A 9,602-nucleotide genomic window follows, 5' to 3' on the forward strand; every position below is an offset into this window, starting at 1 on the left:
TAAGTTGTTTTATATGCATTTTAAAAGCACTATAGAAGCAGTTTAGGATATATTATAATTTCGCTTAGCTTCAAACTCTTTATATTTTTGTTCGACTTCTTTTTCTGTGTAATTACCATCCACCTTATTGGTTACATTTTGGTGAAGCAGGCGCTTTCCATCTAAACCTTCAATGCTATTTATTAACCGTGCCGTTACATCTCGCCCACTAGCGTTATTAATAAAGGGCTTAAGATACCTATTTAACTCCTTTTTTCTAGGCTCTGCTATTTCGACACTCAAAGCTGTTAAATAATCAAATTTTGATGTTTGTTCCCAAACTATCCTGAATCCTGCTCGGTGACAAAGTTCAGTGTGGATCAATAAAATCGTGCGACCATTTCCATCAAGAAATGGGTGGGCATAGGCAAATAAGCCCATTATTTCACCAGGATTATCTATCAAATAGTCGTTTTGTTTTATGAGATCTAATGCGTAATTTATTGTTCGTTGAATCTCTGTGGGTACAGAGAAACAAGTACTTGCCTTTGAGATAGAAAGGTTAGGCGTTAACTCAAAACGATCTTTTCCAGCCCATGGATAATAATCACTAAATAATATGCGATGGACTTCTAGAAAGTCGTTATATTGAATAGTATGTTTCTGGGAAAGGTAACTTAGGGCTATGTCCAAATTAGACATAAACAATGAATGCTCGATTTCTTTAACCACATCAAGGTCTTTTTCAGCTTCTACGTTTTCTAAGTAACCTTTGCTTTCAAATGTATCAAATGGGTCAAACATTTTGGCGCTTTTCATGCAGATAATTAGTGCTAAGTGATATGAGTTCTCTAGCTGATATTTTCCCTGCGCGCTTTAGAGCAATAATAAGGTCTCTTATATCGTCTTGCACTACAGTGTCACCAGCTAACCGAGTTACAGCACCACCGAATATATCTAGTGGAGTCATTTGATAAGATACTTTATGTTTCTCAGCTAAATCCTTAACAAATTGCGTTACACCTCTTTTCGGTATAGTCAATGGAATAGGTGGCTGAGCTTTCTTTATCAAGTTACGAAAAAGGACTCGTTTACCTTTGAATTCTAGTTCTCTTCTTACACGGCGACCTTTTACTTCGATTACAACAGTATCGTTATTCAAAAATAGTGGATTAAAATCTTGAACTTGATTAGAAATCACTAAGTTGAGTTTCAACGCCGTTTCTTTTACGATAGAGTCAAAACTGACATTGGATTGTGATTTAACATAGACTCCATGAGCAACCCTTTCTAATTCACCCTTAAGAATCAAATGTTTTAAAGCAGTCGTTACTTGTGTTTGGCTCCCTATGTTAGCCACATCAGATCGAAATACTACTGATGATTTACGATGACTAAGTGATTGTCGTAATTTAGTTTCTATTTTCATGAATTTAGCCTCCCAAACAAGTATATAATTTTAACACAAAACATGTTAAATTCACAGTTATCTCTTTTAAAACATGGGTTTGCTTTAAAGTCAATGACTTATAAATAGTCAAAATTTGTAATCATACTCAACTATAATTTAGTCAATATTTAATAACATTTTCTAATGCCGAACACAACACTATAACAAGGCACTTAAACGGAACTAAAACAGTGGGTTACGTTTCGCTTCGCTACACATTTTAACCCTCAATTTTAGTCCGCTTAGTGCGGCGTTAGCACTCACGTGAGAATGAGGATTTTTCAGTGAATTCTTTTATTGAAAACTATTGTGGTTGTTGGAAAAGTAAATCTGGATATAGCCTGAATATCGTTCTAAATCCCGATGAGACAGTTAATGTATCATTTCGTCGAGCGGATGAAGATGGCGCTATGTTGCGTCCGTGGCTGAAAAATAGTCCTGCGGTTGATATGCTTGGTAGATTGGATTCTGAAGGTTCTGGAACTTTAGATGTTGAATTATCCGGTGATATAAATAGTTTTTGTTTAAACCTATATTTTGAAGCCTTCGATGACAAATATCAAAAACTATGTCCATCAATAATAAGAAATGAGGAAGAGGCGTTTTTGGAACAATATTATGAGCTTCTAGGGCCACTTGATACTTTTGAAAAGTGTTAACAAGAACTTTAAACGGAATATAAACAGTTGGCTATGTTTCACTTCTACACTATTTTAGCTAACTATTTCTTTCCGCTTAAGTGGACGTTGGTATGACTTCCCACGTCAATGTAAATATTACTTTTTCCTGCTCAGTATATTTAGAGCCTTATAGTTTTCTCTGTTATTAAGAGAATTAACGTACATAATGAAGCAAGTAATTTCGTCGGTTATCATGCTGATATTCGTGGATTACTAACCTATTGGTTAGCAGCGCCTACCTTACTTATTTCGTCGTGGCACCTGTCTTCAGTCTATGTTCGTGGTTCAACGATAATACACCTCGTTGCCTGCATAACGCCGTCGGTGGTTGTGCCACACCCGATGCTTGATTCTATACGCTAATTCAAAACTTTTATTCATGCGGGTAACCTAGCAATACGTGATCTTATATCTACAGGGCTTAACACGACTTCTCGTGAAATGGCCCATATATATGCAGCCATCTCTCTTGTGTTGTGGCTTAGTGATTTTGGCCACACATCTGTAGGTTTCTAAATTGCTATGGGGGCGTTTGTGGCTTACCTTCCTAGGGGCGCAAAGGGGCACAAAGCGATTTAAATTTTACAGGCTTTATTTTCCCCTATTTCTACAGTAATTATTGCAAACAGTTTCAACTTTTACATTGCGATCTTTAAGGTGGTTTTCTAATTGGTCATCTGAATTATCGTAGGCTTGCTTTTACCTTTTCTTCAGCTATACAATGACGACACTTCCGCCACTTAGGATCACCTTTGAGTTTTGATAAACGTTCGTGGCATTCATGGCCACACGCATCAATAATATGAGGAATGTTTAACCCATTCCAACTCTTCCTGTCCGGCTTCGATTTTTTGAAGTCCATAACTACGTCAACACTGACTGTACGACCAAATGAAGCGTAATCTTCGACAAACTCATTCGCTTTATCGATAAATTTTTTTAACTTATTGCATACTTTACACTTTCGTCCGAACTGAAGGTGACCTAGTGAATTTTCCTCTCTGTGTCCGCATACTTTGTATGTAAACCAAAGATATGACGAATTATTTTTGTATTTTTTCTCCTCGTCAGGAGCTAAAACACACCCGACTAGCTCGTATTCATCTCTAACTTCTTTTGGATTAAAGCGACGCCGAATGGCATGGTCTTCTATTTGGCACAAATGGCACCCATGGTTTTTCAGATTAGCTATTGTTTTTTTATCCGTGTGTTTTCTATCGCAGATAAACTCGACTAAATAATTATCTTTTACGTAGTTACCTACAGGGACTATCTTAACGAATATCCAGCCTTTGTCAGCGCATAATGCTTTAGCATTATTAGCGATTGGAGATATTAAATTGAGATTAGTGCTTAGATCCTTTAATTCTTCGGCTGCTATGTCGAATGCAACCATTTCTGCTGAGACTGTTGCAGGAAGCTCTTCAACTAAAGCATTGTAGACACGGCTAATAAAATTTCTTTGCAGCTCTGCATTGTGAGGATATTTTAAAGATTCAAATACGTTAAAATGAAATTTAGATTCTTTCAGTCGAACCAAATTAATGGAGTGTTGTTTATAGAAAGCCTTATCAGAATAATCATCACGTTTTTGCTGTTCCACAAAATCGTTTTCAGTTTTATGTATTCCTTTGGTGAACTGATCGTGCTGTATACCATCAATTTCAATTCCACAATTATTGAGAGATTCGCAGAAGCAATCAATTTCTAAATTTGCCTTAGTTTCTGGATAATTCATATATCCGGGTCTTATAGTAATGAATTTATGGCTTGGAAACACGACTTGTAATATTTGTTTAATAGCGAACTCTATGATCGATTTACAGCCAAGGATGGTACGTCCAGACTTCAAACTTGCATATGATGAATCCCATTTAAGACTAGAATCATACTTAGATACTGTAATAATGCTATTTTGGTTTCTGTAATCCTTATAGGGTGATACTAATTTTAAATTTAGCTCGGCCAAAAAATTAGTAAGTTCAGCTTCAGATAATCGATGGAATTTAGCTACGCGCTCGCCGCTACAGCTTACACACCCTTGATTAAATTTTTGGATCACTTTTTTATACGGCTCATGTTTATCGTTAGCACATGTAAACATAAATTTGACAGAACCACTTGGATTTGTTGCACTACTGTATTTTTTATAATCAGTTTCAATACATCCAATATATTCCACATTAAATGATTCGCAGTAACTAATTATTCTTTGTTCAATCTCTTTTAAACTTAATTTCATGAAAAAACTCGCTAACTATTAATGAGTATGGAGTGCGAGTTAATTAACTACCACGGTGTATATTTTTTTAGGTGAGAGTGCTATGCATTAGGAATTTTGTGGTTAAGTAATATTTGGCACAGCTACCTTTCTCGTAAGTGATAAGTTAGTATTTTTTAGGATTAGATCTATTCTTTATACACTCTGCCCTGACCAAACTACTTTGCCAATAGTTTTAAAATTCTCTGATCTTATTTCGTCCCGAGTAATTTCCCATGCATCGTAGTTAGTATTATCACTTAGAACATTTAATCCCATTTTAGTAAATTGCAGACGCTTTAACATTAATTGATCTGCAAACTGGAATATGTAAATGCCGTCACCTGAAAATTCCTCAACTCTGTTAATCATTAATATTGATTTGTTTTTTAAGGTTGGCTGCATACTGTCATCAAGAGCAGGCATTAGAAAAACTTCATCGGGATCAACATTAATATTTTCAGATAGAAACCCCCGATTAAATACAATAAGGTTTTCTTTAGCATCTTTAAGGACTAGTTTATTTTGACCTGTACTCATTTCTATTTCAATATCATAATACTCTAGGCGCGTATGTGTTAAGTCGCTAGGTTCGCTATCTTCCGACGATGAAAACCACCAATTATTATTGAGTATATCCAGCTCTTTTTTGTAAGACTCTATTGTTTTTAACCGATCATTAAGCTTATCTATTAACACTCCTTCGGAATCCCACATTTTAATTGTTTCTACTGGATACATCATAAAATTAGCTAGGAATCTATACAGTTGTTCTTGTTGTTCTGAAGCCTTATGAAGGTAGGTTTGTTGTCCTGGTACTTTTTTAGTATTGATTTCTGAAGTATTTATAAATTTTGCAAATTGGACCTCTCTCATATCATCAATACAACGCAAGTACTCCTGTAAACCAGGCTCAAAATTGGAAATGTGATACTCAAGAGCCCGTCCCCCACCCTTTGCTTTTCTGCTTTTCCAGTTTTCCTTTTTAGCCCTTATAGAGATTCCTGCTGTGGTGCTTGGCATTGTTTCTAGCTTCATTATTTCTGAACTTAAAAACCATTCACGCATGAGAGGGGTACACCTTAAGTTAATTAAGTTAATAAGATTTAACTGAAAGAGGTTGACATCAAAATGTAAGCTAATTAAGCTAGCTACGAGTTAATTAAGTTATCTTTAAGTCAATTAAGCTATTTTAGTTTTTAGGTAGCTTATATTGAATAATACAACCGCTAATAATTACATAGGTGATTTATGAATACAAACTTTAGATTTGCATTGTATGTGAGATTTCAAAGTCCAACGGTTGAGCTAAAAGTAATCAGTCAGGAATTCTTGGGGCTTAGGCCCGCTACAGCAATGCAGAGAGCTAAGGCAGGATCTCTTCCTTTTCCAACTTTTAAACTGCTTGATTCTGAGCGTGCTCCAACATTGGTTAATATTGATGATTTAGCTAAGCACATGACAGCTAAATATCAGCAAGCTGAAGAAGAGTATCAATCCGTACAGCTTAATTCATAAGGTATAGATTGTCGGTATAGAACAATCAAAGACACAGATAGTCAATATAGAACAATCAAAAAAATTGAATTAATAAGTCTTACTTCAATATAAAGCTTAGGTGAATGAAATGAATAGCGTATCGAAACAATCATTTGAAATGACAACTCCCATTGATATTTCGATTTTTAATGTGGTCTCAAGCATTTTCTCACTTGCCATGTTTAACTGGGACAAACTGACTATTGATATTAACTATGAAGGCAATATAAATGCGTTAAATGTGAAAGTTTTTAGCTTAAATAGTAAGTATTTATTAGTTGCTGTACCAGTACCTGAAAACCTTGTGTATTTAGATAGGGCTCTAGCCTCTGAACAACTTGGAGTATTAAAATTTAAGACGATAAAAACAATCGAAAGTATTGATATTTATGAAGTGGAAAAGCGCAGAGGTGTGCTATGAAAAATAATCTAGTAGCTCATAACTCCAGTGAGTCAATGCCTTTATCTGGAGAGCATCAAGTGTTTTCAGATATTTCACTGAGTTGTTCACAGTTTGTTGATCATGAATGTGTTCATGCTCATTTACGGGTTTCTGTTGCTAAGCGCGATAGAAAATTTTTACGCTTTTCAATAAATGGGCGTGATGGGCATGCAGAGTGTTTTTTGGAGAACGAAATACAGCTTGATGACTTGATTAATCGTTTATTATTAATCCAAAAAAATATACTAGCAAATAAGGTACGGAGATAATTCGTGCCTACTAATATAATAAATGGAGAAGCAACTAAGCATAAACAGAATTTCTTTCCTTCTGCTTCTTACTTACCAGAGAAGCATGCAAATAAAGCTCGTGGTAGCTACTCTAGAACAGTAAAAAATAAAGATCCTCGCTATGAAGTTCCTAAGTCGTATATAAATGTACCGCCGTTGATTAAAGATATGGTTAGAAAGTCACAAAGCATGGATGTAACAATTTCTGATGTTGCGATGTACAGTCGAATAACAGGTGAGCGTAAAAAACGGTTTTACTCTGATCGAAATAAAGCAATAAATGCTTTATTTTGTGTGTTTTGCCAGCATTTAAATCTAGTGACTCATCAAGTTGAGATTTCTTTGCGTAATGCTAGCGATTCAGTTGGACTTTCAACAATTTCAGATAACGAGTTAAACAAAGTACAAAAAGACCCTTTTTATATTCCACAGGTTTCTATATCGCGTGCAAGTCGAGCGTTTAAGGATATGATTAAATTAGGGTGGATCTGGGCTCCGGAGCACTTGCAAGTCTGGGATAAAGAATCAGGCCATTGGCTTGAAAAGTATTTTGAAGTGACCTCTCTATTTTTTGCTGCTCTAGGAATAACTCCTGAACGTGTAGAGAAGAGCCGTACGCAACGCCTAGAGTTTTTAAGGAAACGCTCCATAGAAGGCGGAATGACTTCTGAAGCTGCTGGACGTATGTCTATTACATCATTAAAAGCAGAAAGAAGACTCGCTTGGCGAAAGAAAGCAATGTCTCGTAAAAGGAAAGAGCAAAACCGTAAAAAGGTATTGCGTGAACTTAAGGGTAAAAACCGGAAAGAGCAACGTGCTGTTGCAACGAACAATGTCATTAACGCACTGTGTGATGAAATACATAATATAACTACTGAACAATTTAGTGACTTAATTAACAAAGAAATTGCTAGCTTACGCAAATTTAGTAATTTAAAACCTCCTTTGCATTAATCTATATAACTTCTTTATATAACCAGGCTTTTGTCTGGTGCTTTTGTTGCTCTTAAAATTTATTAAGTCTTACCTCTTTGAAAATACCTTCCATGTTATATATATAAACTGATAAGTTAAATATGAAAGCCTAATATAGACATTAATTTCTCTGTTTTTATAATTATCCACAAAAAGATGCAAGTCTAATTTTTACAAAGTGCTTGGATAGATTTATAAAGTGCAAAATTTTACTTCTTTTTATTTTATATACATATATTTACTATTATACGTATCCGTTTTATGTGGATAAACCGGCTAACCTTTTCATCGTATTTTTACATAGTTGGAGATTTAGTCTCTAACCTTCCTTACTCATACAAATACTTCTGAAAGCCAACAAACGTTTCACGAATTGCTAAAGGTGAACCAAACTCAGTGGATGCATCACTAATTGTATTTAAGCTCGACTAAACTGCGCATTACCTTCGGTGATAATTCTTGCTCACCATCATCTATGTATTTGTCTAAAATAAATTCAATAAATTCTATTTGTTTATAAGTGAATTCACTAGCAATACCGGGTTTTGCTGTGGCAACTCGTTCTGTTCTTGTGTGCGTGTCTCTCGTGTAGGCAACATAAGACAATAAGTCATAAACATCGCTATCTTTGGCATCGATAATTTCTTTCATGCTATCGATCTTTTCATCGTCGTAACCTACTTCGTTTAAATCAGTTAATAATTTTTCACGAGTGCTTGGGTTGCTCCATATTTGACGCAATTCATCTTCGTTTCCAAAGAATCTCGGTAAGTCACCAAATAACTGTTCAATAAATTGTTTTGCTGTGAGCATTTAGCCATCAGCACCCATAAATAAAACACTTTTCATGTGTTGTATTTGGCGAACTTTACCATCAGTTAATGTAATGAATATTTTTTTGGGTCTACCTGGCTTTTCATCGCCCATATTGCAACTACAAGGTGTATCACCACAGTTATTACAAGGCTCTTTAGGCGCTACATTGATGGTTTTTGCCGCCAATAGTCCATTTGATGAAAGGTCACAAAGCTACAAATTTATACACCACTTTAACCCTGCAACGAATGACACATCTCATTTTCTCAAAGCAATAAGTGAAAATATCCATCTTCTTTTTGACCCAAGCATTTCTTATTATAAAATAGGGAGTGGTTTGTTGAATTTAAGCAGTGAAGCCCATCAACAATGGGACTTGTTTACTCCACCAACAGAAAATGCCCGCTGATGAATGTGCTTGATAAAATTAATCGACGCTATGGCACAAATAGTGCGTTTTTTATGGCGCAAGGAATAGATGAAAAATGAGCTATGAGGCGAAAGTTACTAACACCTCAATACACAACTAACTGGAAGCATATTCCATATATATCTTGTTAAACAATTACTCTAAAAGAATTTTTTAAATGAAAGTGATTGCCACTCTAATACTTCTATTTTTGTTTTCATTCGAGGTAACAGCTAAAAATGAAACAAACCAATCATTCAGTAAAGCTAAAAACAGCTAGAAACTAAAGTCTATCCAGATAATCGAGTTACGCTTTATTGTGGTGCTTTATTTTATGCAGATAAGAATATCAATCCACCAACGGGTTTCCATACGGATAAATATATAAAGCGCTCTAAGCGAGTCGAATGGGAGCATGTTGTTCCTGCGGAAAACTTTGGTCGAACATTCAAAGAATGGCGGGATGGAGATGCGTTGTGTGTAGATAGTAAAGGGAAGTCGTTTAAAGGGCGTAAATGCGCTGAAAAAGTGAATGATGAATATCGCTATATGCAAGCAGATATGCATAATCTGTTTCCGGCCATTGGCGCAGTGAACGCACTGAGAAGTAATTATAACTTTCAAATGCAGCAGGGAGTAGAAAGTGACTTTGGTAGTTGCGCTATGAAAATAGATGATAGAAAGGCAGAGCCACCTGTAGAGGCTCGTGGTCGAATTGCTAGAGCCTATCTTTATATGGATGATACTTATTCAAGGTATAAC

At 35.5% G+C, this 9,602-nt stretch carries 12 protein-coding genes and 1 pseudogene; 8 read left to right on the forward strand and 5 right to left on the reverse strand.

Annotated features, from left to right (window positions below):
* Nucleotides 1-42: 42 nt before the first annotated feature.
* Nucleotides 43-783 carry a Fic/DOC family protein gene (locus tag MT391_RS20090; protein ID WP_499499812.1) on the reverse strand — a complete coding sequence of 247 codons (741 nt, stop codon included), beginning with the start codon at nt 781-783 and terminating at the stop codon, nt 43-45.
* The gene (locus MT391_RS20095) at nt 776-1,408 is read right to left on the reverse strand and encodes a DUF6088 family protein (protein WP_499499813.1); all 633 of its coding nucleotides are present in this window, start codon (nt 1,406-1,408) and stop codon (nt 776-778) included. The genes MT391_RS20090 and MT391_RS20095 overlap by 8 nt, the downstream gene beginning before the upstream one ends.
* Nucleotides 1,409-1,713: 305 nt before the next feature.
* Between MT391_RS20095 and MT391_RS20100 the strand changes: the two genes are divergently transcribed.
* A complete protein-coding gene (locus MT391_RS20100) occupies nt 1,714-2,088 on the forward strand; it encodes a hypothetical protein (RefSeq protein WP_182690380.1) in 375 nt (124 codons plus the stop codon).
* Nucleotides 2,089-2,791: 703 nt separating this feature from the next.
* Here the strand turns inward: MT391_RS20100 and MT391_RS20105 are convergent.
* Together MT391_RS20105 and MT391_RS20110 are read right to left on the reverse strand one after the other, a co-directional pair.
* Nucleotides 2,792-4,351, reverse strand: coding sequence for a hypothetical protein (locus tag MT391_RS20105; protein ID WP_499499815.1), 1,560 nt, complete (start codon nt 4,349-4,351; stop codon nt 2,792-2,794).
* Nucleotides 4,352-4,525: 174 nt separating this feature from the next.
* A complete protein-coding gene (locus MT391_RS20110) occupies nt 4,526-5,437 on the reverse strand; it encodes a helix-turn-helix domain-containing protein (protein WP_499499817.1) in 912 nt (303 codons plus the stop codon).
* Nucleotides 5,438-5,620: 183 nt separating this feature from the next.
* On the opposite strand from MT391_RS20110, the gene MT391_RS20115 reads away from it, so the two are divergent.
* The 4 genes from MT391_RS20115 (at nt 5,621) to repA (ending at nt 7,594) form a co-directional block, all read left to right on the forward strand.
* Entirely contained in the window at nt 5,621-5,887 is a 267-nt protein-coding gene (locus tag MT391_RS20115) for a pyocin activator PrtN family protein (protein ID WP_499499818.1), read from the forward strand.
* Between the two features lie 109 nt (nt 5,888-5,996).
* On the forward strand, nt 5,997-6,329 hold the full coding sequence (locus tag MT391_RS20120; protein WP_499499820.1) for a hypothetical protein: 333 nt from the start codon (nt 5,997-5,999) through the stop codon (nt 6,327-6,329).
* The gene (locus MT391_RS20125) at nt 6,326-6,619 is read left to right on the forward strand and encodes a hypothetical protein (protein ID WP_499499822.1); all 294 of its coding nucleotides are present in this window, start codon (nt 6,326-6,328) and stop codon (nt 6,617-6,619) included. Before MT391_RS20120 ends, MT391_RS20125 begins: the two co-directional genes overlap by 4 nt.
* A 3-nt stretch (nt 6,620-6,622) precedes the next feature.
* Nucleotides 6,623-7,594 (forward strand): plasmid replication initiator RepA, encoded by a 972-nt coding sequence (gene repA / locus MT391_RS20130; protein ID WP_499499823.1) that lies wholly within the window; start codon nt 6,623-6,625, stop codon nt 7,592-7,594.
* Between the two features lie 429 nt (nt 7,595-8,023).
* Here repA and MT391_RS20135 read toward each other — a convergent pair whose 3' ends face one another.
* On the reverse strand, nt 8,024-8,428 hold the full coding sequence (locus tag MT391_RS20135) for a type I restriction-modification enzyme R subunit C-terminal domain-containing protein (protein ID WP_499499825.1): 405 nt from the start codon (nt 8,426-8,428) through the stop codon (nt 8,024-8,026).
* A gap of 73 nt (nt 8,429-8,501) precedes the next feature.
* Between MT391_RS20135 and MT391_RS20140 the strand changes: the two genes are divergently transcribed.
* The 3 genes and pseudogenes from MT391_RS20140 to MT391_RS20150 all read left to right on the forward strand — a co-directional run.
* The gene (locus MT391_RS20140; protein ID WP_499499827.1) at nt 8,502-8,840 is read left to right on the forward strand and encodes a DinB/UmuC family translesion DNA polymerase; all 339 of its coding nucleotides are present in this window, start codon (nt 8,502-8,504) and stop codon (nt 8,838-8,840) included.
* A gap of 53 nt (nt 8,841-8,893) precedes the next feature.
* Nucleotides 8,894-8,992, forward strand: a pseudogene (locus MT391_RS20145) (DUF4113 domain-containing protein).
* Between the two features lie 232 nt (nt 8,993-9,224).
* Nucleotides 9,225-9,602: endonuclease (locus tag MT391_RS20150; protein WP_499499829.1), on the forward strand; the 378-nt coding region annotated here is incomplete at its 3' end.

This window comes from Vibrio sp. 1-Bac 57 (genome assembly GCF_037546855.1).
In the GTDB taxonomy this organism is placed as follows: domain Bacteria; phylum Pseudomonadota; class Gammaproteobacteria; order Enterobacterales; family Psychromonadaceae; genus Psychromonas.